Here is a 19,651-nt window from a genome sequence, read left to right on the forward strand (position 1 = left end):
AAGTGAGCTACAGACGCTTACTGAAAACCATCATCACGGTGCTGTTGGTGTATCACCTCAGCACCGCCTTGTTGATCTTCTCGGCAACAGAGTCGGCTATGGTGAAATGGCTGCATGGTGCGGGGCTGATTGGTTATCTGCTCTTGGTTGCGACTGCTTGGCTGGCACGCCGTGAAGTGATGCACCAGCTCAATCAGCGTGACCAACACAGTAAAACGCTGGAACGTGAACTCGCCACAGCACGCAACACCGACGAACTAACGCAATTAGTTAATCGTTCCCATCTCTACCAGCAACTGGAGTTTTCACTCTACCAAGCGCAGGTACAACAAACTCCCTTCGCTGTATTGCTGTTAAACTCAGACCAACTGAATACCATCAACATGGAATTTGGTCATTTGGTGGGGGATGTGGTCTTAAAGGAACTCGCCGACACGCTGAAAGGGCAAGTTCGTGGGCAGGACATCATTGGGCGTTGGGGCGGCGATGAGTTTCTCATTCTCACGACCCCTACGAACGATGATCACACGGTCGCCTTCGCGGAAAAACTACGCTTAGCCGTGGCTCAACAACGGTTTACGGAAGATAAACTGTATTTAACGGTTAGCATTGGCTGTGCCATGGCGACGGAAGATGACACTGTGGTGAGTTTAATTCAACGTGCGACTGATGGTGTCGCACAAGCCAAACACAGCGGTCGTAACTGCACTCGCGTGGGTGACTAAAACAAAAAAGCGACCACAACGTGATACGCTGTGGTCGCTTTTTGCTCAATCAATTATAGCTTAGGACCTGCTGCAACCAAGGCTTTCCCTTCATCGTTGTCGGTAAACTTCTCAAAGTTCTCAACAAACAATTTCGCCAAGTGACGCGCTTTCTCATCCCACTGAGACACTTCGCTGTAAGTATTGCGTGGGTCAAGAATATGCTGTTCTTCCACTCCTGGTAAGGCCGTTGGCATCGCCAGATCAAAGTACGGCAACTGAACAAATTCAGCATTCTCAATGCTGCCATCTAAAATTGCATCAATGATAGCGCGCGTTGCTTTGATTGAAATACGCTTGCCAGTGCCATTCCAGCCGGTGTTCACCAAGTAGGCTTCTGCACCCGATGCTTCCATCCGCTTCGCTAATACTTCTGCATATTGAGTTGGGTGCAGGCTTAAGAAGGCCGCACCAAAACAGCTTGAGAAAGTTGGCGTTGGTTCAGTGATACCACGCTCTGTACCAGCTAGCTTCGCGGTGAAGCCTGACAAGAAATAATATTCGGTTTGGGCTTTGGTCAACTTAGAAACCGGAGGTAACACACCAAAAGCGTCCGCCGTTAAGAAAATAACTTTTTTCGCGTGGCCTGCTTTAGAAACCGGCTTCACAATATTATCGATGTGATAAATTGGGTAAGAAACACGGGTGTTTTCAGTTTTTGAACCATCCGCGAAATCAACACTGCCATCATCACGTACCGTCACGTTTTCTAACAATGCATCACGACGAATGGCGTTATAGATATCTGGCTCAGCTTCGGCTGACAAGTTGATGGTCTTCGCATAGCAGCCACCTTCGAAGTTGAACACACCGTCATCATCCCAACCGTGTTCATCATCACCAATTAATTGGCGCTTCGGATCGGTTGATAAGGTGGTTTTACCGGTGCCTGATAAGCCGAAGAAAATTGCCACGTCGCCATCTTCACCTACGTTGGCAGAGCAATGCATGGATGCAATGCCTTTCAACGGTAAGTAGTAATTCATGATGGAGAACATGCCTTTCTTCATTTCACCACCGTACCAAGTACCGCCAATTAACTGAATCCGCTCAGTTAAGTTGAACGCCACGAAGTTTTCGGAGTTCAAGCCATGCTCTTGCCACTTATGGTTCGTGGTTTTCGCACCATTCATAACCACAAAGTCAGGTTTGAACGTGGCGAGTTCAGCTTCGGTTGGACGAATGAACATGTTCTTCACGAAGTGGGCTTGCCACGCCACTTCCGTAATAAAGCGCACCGCTAAGCGGGTATCTTCGTTGGCACCACAGAAGGTGTCAACCACAAATAAACGCTTGCCTGATAATTGCTGGGCAACAATCTCTTTCAAATCAGCCCATACTTCAGGAGTAATTGGCTTGTTGTCGTTTTTGCCCTGATCTGCCCACCAGAATGTATCGCGGGTTACATCGTCACGCACAATGTATTTGTCCTTCGGCGAACGACCGGTAAAAATTCCCGTATCGACAGCAACTGCGCCGAGGTCAGTAACAACCCCTTTCTCAAAGCCTTCAAGGCCTGGACGCGTTTCTTCTTCAAACAACAATTCATAAGAAGGATTATGGACAATTTCGGTGACGTCTGTAATGCCGTACTGGCGTAAATCCAGATCAGTCATGGGGCGGACTCCTGCGGGTCAAATTAGAGCAAAAATTGGAAAAGTAAATGTGGGGTGCGATTCTAACCTGAAATGCTCAAAAATGGTAGTCTTTACAACAAAATTAAGGCCGGATTCGGCCTTCTATTTTGTTCATGCCCTTGCAAAAATGATTCAACTACGTTGGCGAATCTTTTCTTCAAGAGCCAGAGCCACCCGTAAATCGGTAAATTGGCGGACATCCCCATGGTGAATGGCAACCTCTTTCACCAGCGATGAAGAAATAAACGAATTCTCCTCAGAGGGGGTCAGGAAAACGCTTTCCAACTCGGCATACAACCTGCGATTCATATTGGCCAATTGGAACTCGTATTCAAAATCGGACACGGCTCGTAATCCACGAATTAATACGGTCGCTTCTTTCTCTTTCGCAAAATCAACGAGTAATCCACTGAAACCCACCACGGTCACATTTGGCAAATCCTCGGTCACTTGTCGGACCAGTTCGACCCGTTCTGCCAGACTAAACATCGGTTTTTTGCTCGGACTGTTCGCAACCCCTACAATCACCTCGCTAAATAAATTCGCAGCGCGCTCAATCAGGTCGGCGTGCCCATTGGTAATTGGGTCAAAAGTTCCAGGATAAATGGCACGTTTATGCATGAAAATTCTCCAACGAAAGAATGAGGATGCGCAGTCCCCTAGTAATCGGGTAAACTATCAGCATCCTATTACCTGCAATGCTCCTTATTGTAGGTACCCGTCGGACCAAAAGCACGGAGAATTTCATGAAGCAAAATTTTTATCAACAGCTTAGCACCCAACTCGAAGAGCTCAAAAACGAAGGCTTATACAAACAAGAGCGAGTTATTCTGAGTGACCAAGACGCCGAAATCACGGTGGGTGACGGTGAGTTGGTACTCAACTTTTGTGCGAACAACTATTTAGGACTTGCCAATAGCCCTAAGCTCATCGAAGCAGCGAAGAAAGGATTGGATGAGCACGGGTTCGGCACCGCGTCAGTTCGTTTCATCTGCGGCACGCAAGACATTCACAAAACACTTGAAGCCAAGCTCAGTGCATTTTTAGGCACCGAAGACACCATTTTGTACTCCTCATGTTTTGACGCTAACGGTGGCTTGTTTGAAACCATCATGGGCGCCGAAGATGCCATTATCAGTGATGAGCTGAACCACGCCTCCATTATTGATGGCATTCGCTTAAGCAAAGCCAAACGCTATCGTTACAAGAATAACGACATGGCTGATTTAGAAGCTCAATTGAAACAAGCGAAAGCCGATGGTGCCCGCAATATTCTTATCGCCACCGATGGGGTGTTCTCTATGGACGGCGTTATTGCAGACCTGCGCACCATTTGCGACTTGGCGGACCAATACGGTGCTTTAGTGATGATGGATGACTGTCACGCGACCGGTTTCTTAGGCAAAGAAGGGCGTGGTACTCACGAATACTGTGACGTAATGGGTCGGGTTGACATTATCACGGGAACCCTTGGCAAAGCCCTAGGCGGTGCCTCAGGTGGTTATACGTCAGGGAAAAAAGAAGTCATTGAGTGGCTCCGTCAGCGTTCACGTCCTTACTTATTCTCAAACTCCGTGGCCCCCTCGATTGTCGCAGCATCGATTCGAGTGCTCGAAATGTTAGAGAATGGTCACGATTTACGTCAAAAGCTTTGGGATAACTCCGCTTATTTCCGTGAGCAAATGACTGCCGCTGGGTTTACCCTCAGTGGTGCCGACCATGCCATCATTCCTGTGATGATTGGTGATGCCCGCCTGGCAGCAGAAATGGCTGATCGGATGTTAAAAGAAGGCATTTATGTGGTTGGTTTTTCTTTCCCTGTTGTACCACGAGGCCAAGCGCGTATCCGTACCCAAATGTCAGCGGCGCATTCGAAAGAACAATTAGATCGTGCCATTGACGCCTTCACACGAATTGGTAAAGATCTCGGTATTATTTAATCGTCGGCACGCGCACGAAGAAGGAACAACTAATGAAAGCTCTGGCAAAGTTACACGCAGAACCTGGCATTTGGATGACCGACGTTGAAGTCCCAGAGTATGGGTACAACGATTTGCTCATCCGCATTAAGAAAACAGCGATTTGTGGAACCGATGTGCACATCTACAAATGGGACGAGTGGTCGCAAAAGACCATTCCTGTGCCCATGGTCGTAGGCCATGAATATGTGGGTGTCGTCGAAGCAATGGGCGAAGGCGTGCGCGGATTCAACAAAGGAGACCGTGTTTCAGGTGAAGGTCATATCACCTGTGGTCACTGCCGTAACTGCCGTGCAGGACGTCGTCACTTATGCCGTAACACCATTGGTGTGGGTGTGAACCGTCCCGGCGCGTTTGCTGAATACCTGGTCATTCCAGCTGATAACGCGTTCAAATTGCCGGATGATATCAGCGACGACTTGGCCGCCATTTTCGACCCATTCGGTAATGCCGTCCATACAGCGTTGGCCTTTGATCTGGTCGGTGAAGATGTGCTCATTACCGGCGCAGGTCCCATTGGGATTATGGCCGCAGCGGTAGCCCGCCATGTCGGCGCCCGCCACGTGGTCATCACCGATGTGAACGAGTATCGCCTTGAGCTCGCAACGCGCATGGGAGCTACCCGAGCCGTTGATGTGAGCAAAGAGAAGCTCACGGACGTCATGAACGAATTGGGCATGAAAGAAGGCTTCGATGTGGGCCTTGAAATGTCCGGCGTGCCGTCCGCCTTCGGACAAATGTTGGAAACAATGAATCACGGTGGCAAAATTGCCATGCTAGGGATTCCTCCGCAAAGCGTTGCCATTGACTGGAACCAAGTCATTTTCAAAGGACTGACCATTAAAGGAATTTATGGCCGTGAAATGTTTGAGACCTGGTACAAAATGGCGAGCTTATTGCAATCAGGGCTCGACTTATCCCCTATCTTGACTCACAACTTACCTGTTGATGAGTTCCAAAAAGGGTTTGAGATCATGACTTCAGGCCAATCTGGCAAAGTCATTTTGGATTGGAGCTAACTCATTAGGATAAGCCATGGCAGACTTTAAACGGATTAGTCCCGCAGAGGGATATCAATTATGGCAGCAACAACAAGCTCTTTTTGTTGATATTCGAGACGAGCGCTCATTCGCCGCAGTTCATATTCCTGGGTCATTACGTTTAACCGACGCCAACTTACCCCAGTTTTTAGCTGAGCTGGACGACGACACCCCGGTTGTCGTCGTCTGTTACCACGGCAATAGTAGCCAAGGGGCGGCGCAATACCTTGCCCATCAAGGTATTGACTCAGTGAGCAGCCTCGACGGCGGTATCACTGCGTGGGCGCAGCAATTTCCTGAGGCGGTGGAGCATCATTAAATGAAACGTTTGCTGACCACCCGTGATGCTGAGAAAATGGCGCAGTTGTATGCCTATTTGCAGCACCACGGCGTTCCAGTAACGGTGGCAGAGCAAGGACAAAACCTCGAGCTTTGGCTCACCATGTCCAGTTACCACGCACATGCCAAAGCACTCATTCAGGCCTTCAATGAAAACCCGCAATTAGCGCAAGCAAGTTTGGCCGCATCTCAGCTGAACGAAGAGCCGCCCACTCCGCCCAGCTTTTTGCAACAAATGCGTTCTCAGGCAGGCTGGTTTACCCGAGCCTATGCTGCAGTGGTAGTGCTGGTGTTTATTGGAATGTACACCTCGTTTATCGAACCCATTCTTAGTGCCTTACTCTTTAATCCCAACGATTTTGAAGCCTTACCTTGGTCTGAGCCATGGCGTTTTATCACTCCCGCTATGCTGCACTTTAGTGTGCTCCACATTGTCTTTAACGTGTTCTGGTGGTGGTACTTGGGGGGGCGCTTCGAGCGTTACTACGGTACCGGCTGGTTGGTGCTGGCATTCTGCGTTTGTGCCATTGCCTCTAACACGGCTCAATTTCTTGAAAGTGGTCCTTACTTTGGCGGCTTATCTGGCGTGGTCTATGGCCTCTTTGGTATTGCGACTATCGTCGGCTGGAAGAACCCACGCCACCCGTTATTTTTGCCGAATGGGCTCATCATCTTTATGCTGGTCTGGCTCGTGTTGGGGTATACCGACTTACTGTGGGTCAACATTGCTAATACCGCACACACCGTTGGGTTACTGTCTGGACTACTCGTCGGTGGGACTATCCGTGGCTTAACTCATCTTCCCCAGCAACGACAGGAATAGTCGCTGTGACCTTACCCGAGTTACAATTTCCGGTCATCGACGCCAGTCAGCGAGCTGATTGGCAGTTGGCGACGCCGCACTGCCTGCCTTCGCACCCTGAACTGCAACGCTGGTTACTTGACCCCGATTCCCTCACCGCTAAATTGAAGCAGCACTGCCAGCACTTTAAGGTGCATGTTATTGGGCAGCAACCGGGGACGATTCGGCCCGATGAAGCACGTTGGCTTGGGGCCAGCGAGGCTGCAGCCATTCGCGAAGTGCTGCTTTGTTGTGATGGAAAACCTTGGGTATTTGCTCGCAGTGTATTTCCCCAACAGGCATTGAATGAGCCTGTTCTCCAACTTGGCCAACTGGGTGATTCGCCCCTCGGTGCCCATCTGTTTGCCCAACCTGACCTAACCCGTAGTGAGATGGAAGTGGCACAATTTGCACCCGATTCTGCATTAGGGCACTTACATCAACAGTTAGGCTTCGAACCTCAAACGCTTTGGGGCAGACGTAGTTGTTTTACTGCCGCTGGACAAAAAGTGTTGGTCGCGGAAGTTTTTATTGGTGGCTCAATTCCAGCCCAGTTCATGAATGAATAGGAGACGTTGTCATGCTTAAATTGGCTCATTGGTTCGACGCCAGTTGGCGCTTGATGCGTGCTGATCGGCCCATTGGAAGCCTGTTGTTAGGCTGGCCGACTTTAGTCGCGTTACTGATTGCTGGGCAGGGCAATCCCCCACTGCGGGTGGTGGTGTTATTTATGCTGGGCGTGTTCGTCATGCGTTCCGCCGGCTGTGTGATTAACGATTTCGCCGACCGGAAGTTTGATGGCCATGTGAGTCGCACCCAACTCCGCCCATTGGCCACCGGTGAAATGAGACCATGGCAAGCCTTGCTACTATTTGGCGTGCTGCTGGTGATTGCCCTGCTGATTGTCCTGCAGCTGAATACGCAAACCATTTTATTAAGTGTGGGTGCCGTCGCTACCGCCACCCTGTACCCTTTCTGCAAGCGTTTTACTCAATTACCTCAAGTGGTACTCGGCATTGCCTATAGTTTTGGAATTTTGATGGCCTTCACCGCCCTCGACCAAGGGGTGCCCTTGGCAGCATGGCTGCTATTTGCGGCCAACGTAATTTGGACCATCGCTTATGATACGGAATACGCCATGGCGGACCGTCCGGATGATCTAAAAATTGGGGTCAAATCAACGGCGGTGCTATTCGGCCAATACGATAAGTTGGCAATTGCGCTCTTGCAGGGAATGAGTTTGTCATTATTGGCAGTGTTGGGGTATCACCTGCAGTTCAGCTGGCCTTACTGGGCGGGTTTAGTGATCATTATTGGCTTGTTTATGTGGCAACATCACCTGATTTGGTATCGTGAACCACAGCGTTGTTTCCAAGCATTTCTGCACAACAACAACGTGGGCTGGGTATTAGCCCTCGCTGTTGCGGTGCATTATTGGTTCTAAGCTGACAATTAAATCAACTCGTTGGTGACGAGCTGTTGGACAGACTGTCGAATCGTTTGCATCACTGCAGGTTCAAGTAATAAGTCCACCTCGTCACTCAGCTCTCCGACACGATGATCAGCAAGAATATCGCCCGAATCGGTCAGGTTGAAATAGCCTTCAGCCTTTAACGTCGCCACCAAAGTGCTCAATACTTTTTTATCGAAGAATTCAGGGGCACTGATGCCATGAATCGCACTGAGCCGTTCCGCCAATTGCACCGCGTACTGCTCAAGATCATTGCGTGAAATCGGCTGTGCTTGCTGCAGCAGCTCCAACACAATGGCGTAGCGTTGCGCCGTTTCACTTGAACTGCGGGCCAATAGCACCAACTGGGCATACGCCTGCGAATCGCGCTGTGCCACTCGATACTGAGCGTCGCCGACATGCTGGATTAACCCGAGCTGGACAAACTGCTCCAACAAGGCGCGCACCCACAAGCCCATGTCTTCAGCCCGATGACTGATAAACAACTCCTGCTGCAATAGTGGGTGTAACTGGGTTAACAGTTGTTCCGCTTGGTCTGCATGAAAACGCTTATGCCCTAGCGCAAAGGCGGCAAGCAGTGCGGGAACAATCATCATATGAATAATATTATTGCGATAATAGGTCATGGCAATGGCAGTTGTACCATCGAGCCGGATCAACTCCCCAATCCCATCATTTTCGACAATAAACTTGTCATGTTTTTTCGCCAACTCCCACAAGGCATCGCCGTCCATCTCGGGGACATAAGCTTGGCGGCTATAGGGAACTTCACGCAACAACTGCGTGTAGAGATTCAATTGGTTCACTAACTTCTCACGCGATAACGCATGCTGCTCGGAACTTAAGATTGCCAACGCACATAAATTCACACTATTCAGGGCCGCAGCGTCGTTAATATGGTACATGATCTGATTGGCTAGCAGGTTCACCGTCGGCGTGAGCCACTTGGGTCGCTCGGGCTCTTCGGCACCAGTCGTAATGGAGTCACGCCAATCAGGCTGTAATTGCTCCAGCGTCTCTCCCAAATTGATGGGTTTTCCAAAACATACATAACCATGACCAAAATTACGTAAATGGCGCAAGCTGCTAAGTACCTGCCAAACGGACTCTTTGTCCTTCGACTTGCCTTTTAATTCCTTCAGGTAGGTGCCCACTTCCATCACGTGCTCGTATCCCAGATACACAGGCACCAATGACATCGGACGATTTTGACCACGCAGCATCCCTTGCACCGTCATCGCAATCATGCCGGTTTTAGGTGGCAGTAAACGCCCGGTTCGGCTCCGTCCCCCTTCGGTAAAGTACTCAACCGGGTAGCCTTTTTGGAATAAGCGATTCAAATACTCGCGAAATACCGTGGAATACAATTTGTTGCCCCGGAAGCTTCGTCGAATAAAAAATGCACCACCGCGGCGGAACAAGGGCCCCGCTGGGAAAAAGTTAAGGTTCACGCCTGCGGCAATATGCGGGGGGACAAGCCCTTCTTTATAGATCACATAACTCAGCAGCAAATAGTCCATGTGAGAACGATGGCACGGCACGTAGACAATTTCATGGCCTGCTTCGGCCAGTTCACGCACGCGTTCACTGCCTTCTATATGGATACCGTTATAGATTCGGCTCCAGCACCACGTCATAAAGCGGTCGAGCAACCGCACCAGGGTATCACTGTAATTGGCCGCAATTTCGTGCAGATACTTTTCGGCAATTTTGCGGGCTTGTGCCTGACTGATCTTTTTACTACGAGCTTCATCGGCAATGGCTTGTTGCAACGCTGGCGTATCAAGCAAATCTTGAATCACCACCGCACGTACGGTCATTTTGGGGCCTGCGACCGCATGCCGCAACCGCACAAAATGCACGCGCGCCACCCGCGCTAGTTTATGGGCAAGACGTTGCGTGCTGCCCCGCTGTTCTGCCATAACCGCCAATTGCACCGGGGTACTCGCCCGTAAAAACACATGGCGACCAGAGAACATCACCAGCCAAAACTTACGCCACCGCCCTGGGTTGTCAATATCGGCAACCATAGTGCGGCCTTCTCGCGCTTCTTGCCCAGGTTTACGCCCCCAAAACATGCCAATGGGTATCACTTGTACATTCAATTGAGGATCGGCCTGATGCGCCGCAATCAATCGCTCAAAGTCGACCAATGCTTGCGCGGCAGAATTTTGAGCGGTTTGGTCCAAGTACATGACGCGCGCATACTGTTGGCCATTAATCCACAATTCGCTGTTGAGCTCGGGTAACCCAGCTTGACGGATGGCGCGTTCGGCCACCAGCTGATCGGTGATCGACGTTGAACGCAAGACATAAACCACATGATTGCAGCCGGCAAGCTGCTGAGCAGACTCATCTAAAATAAATTCAAAGCGCGTTAACCAGCGCACCGGCCAGTACATCAGCGCCCGCCAAAAGCCTTTCAGACTCATGCAATATCCTCAAACCAAATAGATGACAAAAGGATACCATCGTTCACAAAATTTGTCTGATGGAAAATTTCTGCAAAGAAAATGTTGCGAAACCAAAACAACTGTATATACTCACAGTATCACTGTATAGATAAACAGGTATTGATATGCGTCCTTTAACTCCAAGACAACAGCAAATCTTTGACCTCATTAAAGACAGCATCGAGGTCACCGGCATGCCACCAACGCGCGCTGAAATAGCACAGCGGCTTGGGTTCCGCTCAGCCAACGCAGCCGAAGAGCATTTAAAAGCGCTAGCACGCAAAGGCGTGATTGAAATGCTCCCGGGGATGTCGCGAGGAATTCGCTTAATTGGGGAAGATAATGAAGAGACGGAAACCGGATTACCACTCATTGGTCGGGTGGCCGCGGGCGAACCGATTTTAGCTCAAGAGCATATCGAAACCCATTACCAAGTGGATCAAAGCTTATTCAAACCTCACGCTGATTTCTTATTACGGGTCAACGGCATGAGTATGAAAGACATCGGTATTCTTGATGGCGATTTGCTTGCGGTGCATAAAACTCACGAAGCACGCAACGGCCAAATCGTCGTTGCGCGAGTTGAAGATGATGTGACCGTCAAACGTTTCGAACGGCGGGGGCATATCATCCTTCTTCATCCTGAAAATGAAGAGTTTTCACCCATTCAAGTCGATTTGTCTCACCAGCACTTTAGCATTGAAGGGCTTGCTGTTGGCGTCATTCGCAATGGAGCATGGTTATGAGAAAACAATTTTATCACCCTATTAACGAACAACATCATGCACTGTGGTCGGCCGCACATGATGTGACGGTTCCTCATGCAAACCTACAAAGTGTTCTTCCACAATTACAGGCGTTGGCCCTTCGTACACATCAATGGGTCACTGTCATTGGAGCACCTCGAGAAATCATTGAGCAGCTCGTAGCAGCGGGTATCAGCCGCTCACGCATTCGCTGGGTCTATGGTCGAGATCAAGATGAACGCGAATGGGCCACTGAACAAGCTCTATTGGCTGGAACCAGTAGCATTGTCTTGAGTTGGTTAGGTGATTTATCACACCGCAGTGAGCAGCGATTAAAAATGGCCAGCAAGGTCAGTCAAACCTATAGTTTTGTTTTCAACCCTTTACCTTCACTCACTCCTCTCCACTAAAACCTGCGAGTGAAGGGAATCCCCTGGGGCTGCTTTGCAGCCCTTTTTTTATTCAGTTGTAAAAATTATTTGAACTAACGGTTTCTTTTTAACCAGAAAATGGTATTTTGAATGTGCATTACCTAATAACACAATCGATAAATATAACTTTGATGTAAAACAACAAAGGGGTTGTGGGGAAAGCGATTTTCAATCGAAATGCCGTTCCTTTTTCTGCTCACCTCGTTGTTCTTCAGGCTAACACTTCGGTGTAGTTGTGGATTTCCACCTTGGAAGAATAAGAGGAGATGTCGCGTGAGTATAAGACTCATATCTGCGTTAATAGCAGTGGCACCATTCGCTGCAAATGCACAATCGCAGTTGAACATGACTCAAGGTGTATCTGAGATCAGTCAACGCGTATACAACTTACACATGACCATTTTTTATATTTGCTGTGTCATCGGTGTGATTGTATTTGGGATCATGTTTGCCTCGATGATCCTCCATCGAAAATCCAAAGGGCACCAACCTGCAACGTTCCATGAAAATGTGAAGGTTGAAATACTCTGGACAGCAATACCTTTTGTCATCCTTATCGGAATGGCCATTCCCGCAACCAAAACACTCATTGCCATGGAGGACACTTCTGAGTCCGACGTGACAATCATTGTGACGGGTTCCCAATGGAAGTGGCACTACAAATACTTTGATCGAGACGTTGAATTCTTCAGCCTGCTCGCCACCCCACAAGAGCAAATTAATAACCGCCTACAAAAAGGTGAAAACTATCTGCTCGAAGTGGATCGGCCGCTGGTGATTCCCACGGATCGTAAAGTGCGCTTTCTGATTACCTCCGATGACGTTATTCACGCGTGGTGGGTACCCGACTTTGCCATCAAGAAAGACGCAAACCCCGGTTTCATTAATGAAATTTGGACCAAAGTAGAAACCCCCGGTGTTTATCGCGGCCAGTGTGCTGAGCTCTGTGGTAAAGATCACGGTTTCATGCCCATTGTGGTGATTGCGAAAGAACCAGACGAGTTCGAAAGCTGGCTTGATGAACAAGAAGTCATTGCCCGTGAAGCCAAAGCGGAAGAACAACGGCTATTAGCACTCTCCATGTCCAAAGAAGAGCTCATGAGCCTCGGCGAAAGTGTTTACCTTGGAAACTGCGCAGCCTGCCACCAACCCAATGGGGAAGGTATTCCTGGTGTGTTCCCCAGCTTAAAAGGGACCGACATGGTACTCAATGATCGCGACGCGCACATCGATATTGTCGTGAATGGTAAAAAAGGCACCGCCATGCAAGCCTTTGGCGCTCAGCTGAGTTTGCGTGAACTGGCAGCCGTCATTACCTACGAGCGAAATGCGTGGGGCAATAACACCGGCGACTTAGTGCAAGCCGCTGATGTCAATCAATTTGTGAATCGTTAAGGGGGCCCATTATGAGCACAGCTGCTGGCGAGATGACCCATCATGATCATCACCATCACGCGCCGTCGGGGCTCACCCGATGGTTCTTTACCACGAACCATAAAGAAATCGGTTCGCTGTATCTATGGTTTAGCTTCATCATGTTTTTGGTGGGCGGTTCCATGGCCATGGTCATCCGGGCGGAATTATTTCAGCCTGGGTTACAACTGGTGGAACCCCACTTTTTCAACCAAATGACTACCGTGCACGGGTTAGTGATGGTATTCGGTGCCGTCATGCCCGCCTTCGTCGGCTTGGCCAACTGGATGATTCCATTAATGATTGGCGCGCCCGATATGGCGTTGCCACGCATGAACAACTGGAGTTTCTGGATTCTGCCATTTGCTTTTATGATTCTGCTGGGGTCCTTGTTTATGGAAGGTGGCGGTCCAGCATTTGGTTGGACCTTCTACGCACCGTTATCAACCTCCTATAGTCCTGACTCGACCGCGTTATTTGTGTTCTCCATTCATATTATGGGGATCTCCTCCATCATGGGGGCCATTAACGTCATCGTCACCGTCATGAACATGCGCGCACCTGGCATGACTTACATGAAAATGCCCATGTTCGTGTGGACTTGGCTCATCACCGCATTTTTATTAATCGCCGTTATGCCGGTCCTGGCCTGTGCCGCAACCATGGTGCTGACCGACAAATATTTCGGTACCAGCTTCTTTGATGCGGCAGGGGGCGGTGACCCTGTGCTATTCCAGCATATCTTCTGGTTCTTCGGTCACCCTGAAGTCTACATTATGATCTTACCGTCATTCGGGATCGTGTCGGCCATTATCCCGGCCTTTTCGCGGAAGAAACTATTCGGCTATTCCTCCATGGTGTACGCCACCGGAGCCATTGCCGGGTTAAGCTTCCTCGTCTGGGCCCACCATATGTTTACCACCGGCATGCCCGTGGGGGCAGAAATATTCTTTATGTATGCCACCATGCTGATTTCAATTCCCACCGGCGTGAAAGTGTTTAACTGGGTTGCCACCATGTGGCGCGGCGCCATCAGTTTTGAAACGCCCATGTTATTCGCCATTGCCTTCGTCGTATTATTCACCATTGGTGGGTTCTCCGGCTTAATGCTGGCAATGACTCCGGCCGACTTCCAATACCACGATTCCTATTTTGTGGTGGCACACTTCCATTACGTGCTGGTGAGTGGTGCCGTGTTCTCCATTATGGCGGCTGCGTATTATTGGTTGCCGAAATGGACCGGTCACATGTATGACGAAACCTTAGGCCGCTGGCACTTCTGGTGTTCGTTAATTTCCGTCAACGTGCTGTTCTTCCCCATGCACTTTGTTGGTTTAGCCGGAATGCCACGACGTATTCCCGACTATGCGTTGCAGTTCGCTGACATCAATAAAATTGTTAGTTACGGTGCGTTCGCCTTCGGGCTGTCACAGCTCATCTTCCTTTGGGTTGTGATTAAATGCGCTCGCGGTGGCGAAAGAGCACCCATGAAGCCGTGGGAAGGAGCAGAAGGATTAGAGTGGACCATTCCCTCGCCTGCTCCGTTACATACCTTTGAGACACCACCTGAGGTGAAATAATGACAGCCCCTAACCCTAACACCAAGACGACAACGCGCGCAGATAATGCGCGCACCGTCCGCCGTCTATTGCTGGTAGTGGTTGGTATGTTCGCGTTCGGGTTTGCTTTGGTTCCGCTATACGAGGTGTTTTGCGATATCACTGGGTTTAATGGTCGCACTAAAAATGAACAGGCGGCAGCGAATCAACGGAGCATCGATACATCACGGACCATTAATGTGCAGTTTATTACCCGTATCAATCAAGGCATGCCGTGGGAATTTAAACCCGAGGTACGGTCGGTGCGGGTCCATCCGGGTGAAACCAAAGTAGTCCAGTTTTATGCCAAAAACCTGACTGACCACGACATGGTGGCACAAGCGGTTCCGTCCGTAGCTCCTGGTCAGGCGGGGTTATATTTAAATAAAACCGAGTGTTTTTGTTTTAATCAGCAACCGCTTGCTGCGGGCAGTGAAACACTCATGCCCATGCAATTTTATTTAGACCCTGACATTCCTAAACACATTCATACCTTGACGTTGTCATACACGATGTACGATATGACGGCCCATACCCAACCCGACGTTGTTGCTTCCCTTGAAGCACGACCGACGGCAGAGTGAGGATTCGTTTTATGGCACAACAACATGAAAAATATTACGTTCCGGCTTATAGCCCTTGGCCGATTATGGGCGCCATCGGACTCTTTTTAATTGCGTTCGGTGCAGCTCATACCGTCATCGACATGAGTAAAGAAATTGACGGGTGGGGTTCCAACGTTTTATGGACCGGTATTGCCGTTATTATCTTGATGCTGTTTGGTTGGTTTCGCGACCAAATTAATGAGTCCTTAGCTGGCATGCACAGCAAGCAACTCGGTAACTCCTATCGCCAAGGCATGACTTGGTTCATTTTTTCTGAGGTCATGTTCTTCTCCGCATTTTTTGGCGCGCTATTCTATGCCCGCTTTATTTCTGTCGAATGGCTGGGAGGCGCCAGCAACAATGCCATGACCAATGAAGTGCTGTGGCCTGCGTTTGAAGCTCACTGGCCTCTCACACTCACCCCTGGCGGGATTGAAAGTGGCTCCATGGGGTGGATGGGACTACCGCTTTACAACACCATCATTTTGATTGTGTCGAGCGTCACCTGTCATTTAGCCCATGTGAACTTAGAGAAAAACAATCGAAAAATGCTGACCACTTGGTTAGGCATCACCGTTTTACTCGGTTGCACCTTCTTATACTTCCAAGTGGCGGAATACATTCATGCCTACCAAGATCTTGGCTTGCGATTAGATTCCGGGGTGTACGGGAATACCTTCTTTATGCTGACCGGGTTTCACGGTGTTCACGTGACGCTCGGAACCATTATGTTACTGGTGATGTTCCTACGAGTGCTGAAAGGGCATTTCACGCCCGATAACCACTTTGCCTTTCAGGCAACAAGTTGGTACTGGCACTTTGTGGACGTTGTCTGGGTGTGTTTGTTTATTTTCGTGTATGTCATGTAGCACCCAGACCATTAATACGGCCGCGGATTAGGTTGGATAACTCCGCTGCTGAGTAAGAGTACAACGATGATAATGGCAATCATCGAAAACAACACCCGTTGACCAAGATATTTGGTCATCGGGGGCTTGTTGGGGTCGTTACGCAACATCGCAAACAGTGCTCGATAAAGGTTGACGAACATAAATACCATGAGTAGTACCAAAATGACTTTAGCTGCGATAACCATGACTAAGTCCTCTGTTGTAGGGCATGGAGAGTGCCGTGGGTAAAGGTAAATTATTCGTGTTGATAGCCACTGTGCTGGTAATTTTGGGTTTGGTCAAGCTGGGATTTTGGCAGCTGGACCGAGCCAACGAGAAAGAAAAATTATTCACTGATTATCATCAACGCGATGCCCACCCCGTGGATTTAAATCAGCTGGAGCAGCCACTCGAATCATTACAACGGTTCCAACCTGTCACCCTTTCAGGCTTGTTACAGTCCCAATATTTACTATTAGACAATCAAGTTCTTGACGGACAACCGGGATACCACGTCATTGGGCTAGTAGCAGCAGCTTTCCCCAGTGGCGAATCTCACTATGTCATGCTCAACATGGGCTGGGTGCCTTGGGGCTATGACCGCAAACACCTGCCAGATCAACTGACGTTACCCACTCAGGAAACATCGTTTATCGGTTATTTTTATGAACCGGAATTGCATCAAGTTTGGGGCGTGGGTGGCACCCATGTTGAGGCAGAACGCTGGCCAATTCGCATTTCGGCATTAGATGCACAGGCAATTTCACATGCCACCGGACTTTCCATTCAACCTTTTGTAGTACTGCTCTCAGAATCCACCAGCTATGGCTGGCCGCGGCAATGGAAGCCTCAAGTCATGAGCCCAGAACAACACCGAGCTTATGCCTTGCAATGGTTCTCCTTAGCCTTGGTGTGTGCCATTTTAGTGGGGTTTGCGAGCCGTTCCAGAACAACAACAATAGAGGAATGACGATGACTCAGGTAAAGCGCTCTCGGTTAACTTTAATCACGCTCGTGCTGGTATTTTTGCTGCCGATTATCGCTGCGAAGCTGGTGTTAGATCGCCACTGGTATCAAGGTGCGGCAACAAACCATGGCACCATGATCGTCCCTCCTCTTGATATCGCGGATGTCAGCACGGGGTTACCCGCCGGGTGGCGGCTCGGTTTGCTGGTTGATCAAGAATGTCCCGCCCAATGTCAGCAAGCGCTGCATATTATGAATCAAATTGATGTGGCATTGGGCAAAGAAACGGAACGCGTGACTCCCACGGTCATCCATACTTCAACCCTACCGCCAACACTCGCACAACACCCAACGATAACAACGGTGGCGAGTTCTGAACTAGCCCAACGCTTGGGGGAAATTCCACCCCACTCATTGCTGATCATCGATCCTTTGGGGCTGGTGGTATTGTATTACCCAACTCATGCTGATGCACAACGCATGCGAATGGAGGCAAAGAATGTTCTTGCTGACCTTCGTACCTTATTAAAACTGTCAAAGGTGGGCTAGCAGCATGCGTACACTTGTTCGAATCAGCCTTGGCTTAGTGTTTATCGTGATTGTTTTAGGCGCCTATACGCGGCTGACGGATGCCGGGCTTGGGTGTCCTGATTGGCCGGGTTGCTACGGCGAGATTACCGTGCCCAAAGATGCCGCTAAAGCGAATCAGTTATTCCCAGATACCCCGTTAGAAACCCATAAAGCCTGGAATGAAATGATTCATCGCTATGCAGCCGGTATTTTAGGGCTGTTTATCTTAGCCATAGCAATTACGGCCATCGTGCGTCAACGTTCAACTCCTTCCCTGCCGCTCAAACTCCCACTGGCCCTACTCGCCTTAGTTATTTTCCAAGCGGCATTAGGCATGTGGACAGTGACGATGAATTTGCAACCACTCATTGTCATGGGCCATCTTTTAGGCGGCTTCACCACCATTTCACTCCTCTACCTGCTGTCATTACGCTTACGCCCCGTCCAACTCGTGCCAGCCGATACCGAGATGCGCACCTTGCGTGGGTTTGCCTTACTCGCGTTAGTTGTGGTCATTGGCCAGATAGCCTTAGGAGGTTGGGTGGCAGCCAATTATGCGGCCTTAGCCTGTACGCAACTGCCCTTCTGTGAGGGTAATTGGACCGCAAGACTCGATATTGCAGGCGCATTTTCGGTTCCGCTCGCCGACACCTATCAATATGGTGCACATAATTACGAAGAACGAATGACCATGCATGTCGCCCACCGCTTCGGAGCTTACTTCACCGCTCTCGTGGTTGGCGGCCTGCTATGGTGTAGTTATCGACGGGCGCAAAGCCCACGAATGCGGCGCTATCTGCATTGGCTAACGCTCTTGCTGATCACCCAGTTAGTGCTTGGCGTGAGTAACGTATTACTGATGTTACCACTGGGCGTAGCCGTAGCTCACAATGCCGTGGGCGCTTTATTATTAGTGGCGTTGGTCGGTTTAAATTACCGTATTCAACGGCACGCTTAACAACGAGGTGACCATGATGACTGAACCCGTTCAATTCACCACCAGCGAGACGCTCGCTACCACACCTAAGCAGGCCAGTTGGCGGGATTATCTCACCCTGACAAAACCGAACGTGGTGTTATTGTTGTTGTTAACCGCACTGGTCGGGATGTGTCTGGCCACTCCAACATGGGTTCCGTGGCAACTGATGGTGCCGGGTTTGATCGGCATCGGGCTGATGTCCGGTTCAGCCGCGGCCGTCAACCACTTAGTGGACCGCCATATTGATGCACGCATGGCTCGCACCCTGCGTCGCCCACTGCCATCAGGAGCCCTCTCTCCAAAGCAGGTATTGACCTTTGCTGCCACCATTGGGGTGCTCGGGTTTATCATACTCGCCGTTTGGGTCAATATGCTGACAGCATGGTTAACCCTCGCAAGTTTAGTGGGCTATGCCTTTATTTACACCATGTATTTAAAGCGAGCGACGCCACAAAATATTGTCATTGGTGGCTTAGCGGGTGCTGCGCCTCCACTACTCGGATGGACGGCTATTACCAACGAAATTCACCCCTTTGCCATTATGTTGGTGATGATTATTTTCACTTGGACGCCACCTCATTTTTGGGCGTTGGCAGTTCATCGAGCCAAAGACTACGCCAAAGCAGAAATTCCCATGCTGCCAGTCACACACGGGGTGGCATTTACCAAAACCTGTATTTTGCTCTACACCATCTTATTAGGCGTGATTTGCCTACTGCCCTATGTAGTTGGCATGTCTGGTGTGATTTACTTAGTCGGTTCAACCATTTTAAGTTGCTGGTTCCTCGGCTATGCCTGGAAGCTGAAGTACGCACCCAGTAAACTAACCGCCTATAACATGTTTAAATTCTCAATTTGGCAACTCTTTGGGTTATTTATTTTGCTGTTACTGGATCATTATTTAGTGACCCCCGCTTTGTAACAGCAAC

General features: G+C 49.6%; 21 protein-coding genes. 17 read left to right on the plus strand and 4 right to left on the minus strand.

Annotation, left to right across the window (positions count from 1 at the left end; genetic code table 11):
- Positions 1 to 2 precede the first annotated feature (2 nt).
- A complete protein-coding gene (locus tag BLP64_RS06570; RefSeq protein WP_092592928.1) occupies positions 3 to 725 on the plus strand; it encodes a GGDEF domain-containing protein in 723 nt (240 codons plus the stop codon).
- 53 nt (positions 726 to 778) lie between these two features.
- Here BLP64_RS06570 and pckA read toward each other — a convergent pair whose 3' ends face one another.
- Positions 779 to 2,380, minus strand: a complete 1,602-nt coding sequence (gene pckA / locus BLP64_RS06575) for a phosphoenolpyruvate carboxykinase (ATP) (RefSeq protein WP_092592930.1) — start codon at positions 2,378 to 2,380, stop codon at positions 779 to 781.
- Between the two features lie 153 nt (positions 2,381 to 2,533).
- A complete protein-coding gene (gene coaD / locus BLP64_RS06580) occupies positions 2,534 to 3,022 on the minus strand; it encodes a pantetheine-phosphate adenylyltransferase (RefSeq protein WP_092592932.1) in 489 nt (162 codons plus the stop codon).
- A 125-nt stretch (positions 3,023 to 3,147) separates the two neighbouring features.
- On the opposite strand from coaD, the gene BLP64_RS06585 reads away from it, so the two are divergent.
- Genes BLP64_RS06585 through ubiA form a run of 6 tightly spaced genes read left to right on the plus strand, consistent with a single transcriptional unit; the run spans position 3,148 to position 8,044 of the window.
- Positions 3,148 to 4,341 carry a glycine C-acetyltransferase gene (locus tag BLP64_RS06585; protein ID WP_092592934.1) on the plus strand — a complete coding sequence of 398 codons (1,194 nt, stop codon included), beginning with the start codon at positions 3,148 to 3,150 and terminating at the stop codon, positions 4,339 to 4,341.
- A 32-nt stretch (positions 4,342 to 4,373) separates the two neighbouring features.
- A complete protein-coding gene (gene tdh, locus BLP64_RS06590) occupies positions 4,374 to 5,399 on the plus strand; it encodes an L-threonine 3-dehydrogenase (RefSeq protein WP_092592936.1) in 1,026 nt (341 codons plus the stop codon).
- Positions 5,400 to 5,415: 16 nt separating this feature from the next.
- Positions 5,416 to 5,739 carry a thiosulfate sulfurtransferase GlpE gene (gene glpE, locus BLP64_RS06595; RefSeq protein ID WP_092592938.1) on the plus strand — a complete coding sequence of 108 codons (324 nt, stop codon included), beginning with the start codon at positions 5,416 to 5,418 and terminating at the stop codon, positions 5,737 to 5,739.
- A complete protein-coding gene (gene glpG / locus BLP64_RS06600) occupies positions 5,740 to 6,582 on the plus strand; it encodes a rhomboid family intramembrane serine protease GlpG (RefSeq protein ID WP_092592940.1) in 843 nt (280 codons plus the stop codon).
- A 5-nt stretch (positions 6,583 to 6,587) separates the two neighbouring features.
- Positions 6,588 to 7,169 (plus strand): chorismate--pyruvate lyase family protein, encoded by a 582-nt coding sequence (locus BLP64_RS06605; RefSeq protein WP_176754937.1) that lies wholly within the window; start codon positions 6,588 to 6,590, stop codon positions 7,167 to 7,169.
- An 11-nt stretch (positions 7,170 to 7,180) separates the two neighbouring features.
- The gene (gene ubiA, locus BLP64_RS06610; protein WP_092592944.1) at positions 7,181 to 8,044 is read left to right on the plus strand and encodes a 4-hydroxybenzoate octaprenyltransferase; all 864 of its coding nucleotides are present in this window, start codon (positions 7,181 to 7,183) and stop codon (positions 8,042 to 8,044) included.
- Positions 8,045 to 8,052: 8 nt separating this feature from the next.
- On the opposite strand, the gene plsB is transcribed toward ubiA, so the two are convergent.
- Entirely contained in the window at positions 8,053 to 10,503 is a 2,451-nt protein-coding gene (gene plsB / locus BLP64_RS06615; RefSeq protein WP_092592946.1) for a glycerol-3-phosphate 1-O-acyltransferase PlsB, read from the minus strand.
- Between the two features lie 146 nt (positions 10,504 to 10,649).
- On the opposite strand from plsB, the gene lexA reads away from it, so the two are divergent.
- From lexA to BLP64_RS06645, 6 genes are all read left to right on the plus strand, one after another.
- Positions 10,650 to 11,270, plus strand: coding sequence for a transcriptional repressor LexA (lexA, locus tag BLP64_RS06620; RefSeq protein WP_092592948.1), 621 nt, complete (start codon positions 10,650 to 10,652; stop codon positions 11,268 to 11,270).
- Positions 11,267 to 11,680, plus strand: a complete 414-nt coding sequence (locus BLP64_RS06625; protein WP_092592950.1) for a hypothetical protein — start codon at positions 11,267 to 11,269, stop codon at positions 11,678 to 11,680. The genes lexA and BLP64_RS06625 overlap by 4 nt, the downstream gene beginning before the upstream one ends.
- Before the next feature lie 294 nt (positions 11,681 to 11,974).
- Complete coding sequence (gene coxB, locus BLP64_RS06630; RefSeq protein ID WP_456107072.1) at positions 11,975 to 13,096, plus strand: cytochrome c oxidase subunit II; 1,122 nt, start codon at positions 11,975 to 11,977, stop codon at positions 13,094 to 13,096.
- Between the two features lie 11 nt (positions 13,097 to 13,107).
- On the plus strand, positions 13,108 to 14,694 hold the full coding sequence (gene ctaD / locus BLP64_RS06635) for a cytochrome c oxidase subunit I (protein WP_092592954.1): 1,587 nt from the start codon (positions 13,108 to 13,110) through the stop codon (positions 14,692 to 14,694).
- Complete coding sequence (locus BLP64_RS06640) at positions 14,694 to 15,296, plus strand: cytochrome c oxidase assembly protein (protein ID WP_092592956.1); 603 nt, start codon at positions 14,694 to 14,696, stop codon at positions 15,294 to 15,296. The genes ctaD and BLP64_RS06640 overlap by 1 nt, the downstream gene beginning before the upstream one ends.
- Positions 15,297 to 15,307: 11 nt before the next feature.
- Positions 15,308 to 16,186, plus strand: coding sequence for a cytochrome c oxidase subunit 3 (locus BLP64_RS06645; protein ID WP_092592958.1), 879 nt, complete (start codon positions 15,308 to 15,310; stop codon positions 16,184 to 16,186).
- An 11-nt stretch (positions 16,187 to 16,197) separates the two neighbouring features.
- On the opposite strand, the gene BLP64_RS06650 is transcribed toward BLP64_RS06645, so the two are convergent.
- Positions 16,198 to 16,413, minus strand: a complete 216-nt coding sequence (locus BLP64_RS06650) for a DUF2909 domain-containing protein (RefSeq protein ID WP_092592960.1) — start codon at positions 16,411 to 16,413, stop codon at positions 16,198 to 16,200.
- A 35-nt stretch (positions 16,414 to 16,448) separates the two neighbouring features.
- On the opposite strand from BLP64_RS06650, the gene BLP64_RS06655 reads away from it, so the two are divergent.
- Genes BLP64_RS06655 through cyoE form a run of 4 tightly spaced genes read left to right on the plus strand, consistent with a single transcriptional unit; the run spans position 16,449 to position 19,644 of the window.
- Positions 16,449 to 17,177, plus strand: a complete 729-nt coding sequence (locus tag BLP64_RS06655; RefSeq protein WP_176754939.1) for an SURF1 family protein — start codon at positions 16,449 to 16,451, stop codon at positions 17,175 to 17,177.
- A gap of 2 nt (positions 17,178 to 17,179) precedes the next feature.
- Complete coding sequence (locus BLP64_RS06660; protein WP_092592964.1) at positions 17,180 to 17,722, plus strand: hypothetical protein; 543 nt, start codon at positions 17,180 to 17,182, stop codon at positions 17,720 to 17,722.
- Between the two features lie 4 nt (positions 17,723 to 17,726).
- Positions 17,727 to 18,701 (plus strand): COX15/CtaA family protein, encoded by a 975-nt coding sequence (locus BLP64_RS06665; protein ID WP_092592966.1) that lies wholly within the window; start codon positions 17,727 to 17,729, stop codon positions 18,699 to 18,701.
- A 16-nt stretch (positions 18,702 to 18,717) separates the two neighbouring features.
- The gene (cyoE, locus tag BLP64_RS06670; RefSeq protein ID WP_092592968.1) at positions 18,718 to 19,644 is read left to right on the plus strand and encodes a heme o synthase; all 927 of its coding nucleotides are present in this window, start codon (positions 18,718 to 18,720) and stop codon (positions 19,642 to 19,644) included.
- Positions 19,645 to 19,651: the final 7 nt, after the last annotated feature.

Source organism: Pseudidiomarina indica (assembly GCF_900104245.1).
Lineage (GTDB): Bacteria > Pseudomonadota > Gammaproteobacteria > Enterobacterales > Alteromonadaceae > Pseudidiomarina > Pseudidiomarina indica.